Source organism: Aeromonas sp. 604176 (assembly GCF_049170755.1).
GTDB lineage: Bacteria > Pseudomonadota > Gammaproteobacteria > Enterobacterales > Aeromonadaceae > Aeromonas > Aeromonas veronii_A.
In genome coordinates this window covers 1-1,042 of record NZ_JAAKNE010000275.1, presented here as the reverse complement: position 1 = coordinate 1,042, position 1,042 = coordinate 1, and the positions used below count along the sequence as shown (strand labels likewise).

1 protein-coding gene and 1 pseudogene are annotated in these 1,042 nt (G+C 65.3%); both read left to right on the top strand.

Annotated features, from left to right (window positions below):
* On the top strand, positions 1 to 740 hold a 740-nt coding region (zntB, locus tag G5358_RS21300; protein ID WP_421324904.1), incomplete at its 5' end, for a zinc transporter ZntB.
* 9 nt (positions 741 to 749) lie between these two features.
* Positions 750 to 1,042: pseudogene (locus G5358_RS21295) on the top strand (small-conductance mechanosensitive channel); the annotation flags it as partial.

The following is a 1,042-nucleotide window of genomic DNA, read 5'->3' as shown; positions in this document are numbered from 1 at the left end:
TGGGGGAGACGGTGCTGCTGATCCTGCGCGGCATCAACCACAACAAGGATCACAGGCCTGAAGAGATGGTGGCCCTGCGGATCTTCATCACGCCGGATCTCATCATCAGCAGCCGACGTCGTCCGCTGCTCTCCGAGAAAGATGTGTTCGAGCAGCTGTCGCTGGGGGGCGGTGCCGACACACCCGCCGACTGGCTGGTGGAGATATGCGACGCCCTGACCGACCGGGCCGGGGAGTTCGTCGAGGAGCTGCACGACCAGATCCTGGATCTGGAGGAGATGGTGCTGATGCGCGACCTGCCCGCCAACGGTCGGCTTGCGCGCATCCGCAAGCAGCTCATCATGATCCGTCGCTACCTCTCCCCCCAGCGGGATCTGGTGGCGCGCCTGGCCAACGAGAAGATCAGCTGGCTGGACGAAGATGACAGGCGACGCCTGCTCGACATCGCCGACCGCTTGCGGCGCTGGCTCGACGATCTGGATGCCGGGGTGGCGCGCACCGCCGTGCTGGCGGACGAGATCAACAACCTGATGGCGGAGGCGACCAACCGCCGCGCCTACCAGATGTCGGTGATGGCGCTGCTGTTCCTGCCCGCCAGCTTCCTGACCGGCCTGTTCGGCATCAACCTGGGGGGGATCCCCGGGGCCGAGAGTCCGACCGCCTTCTGGGTGTTCTGTGGCTTCCTGCTGGTGCTGGCGACCGGACTGGCGGTCTGGCTCAAGCACAGGCGCTGGTGGTAAGGAGTGAACATGACGACATGGGAATCTTTTGGCGTGACCCTGCTGCTGTTGCTGGGGCACACCCTGGTGCGCGGCCTCATTCACAAGAGCCTGATGGCCCTTGGCCAGAGCCGGCAGGTGAGCGAGAACCGGGTACTCTACGTGGAGCACGTATTCCACTTCCTGCTGGGCTGCGCCACCCTGCTGATCCTGGCCGGGGTCTGGGGGCTCGACTTCTCCCGGCTGGTGGTGCTCGCCTCCTCCTTCTTCGCGGTACTGGGGGTCGCCATGGTGGCCCAGTGGTCGATCCTCTCCAACATCAC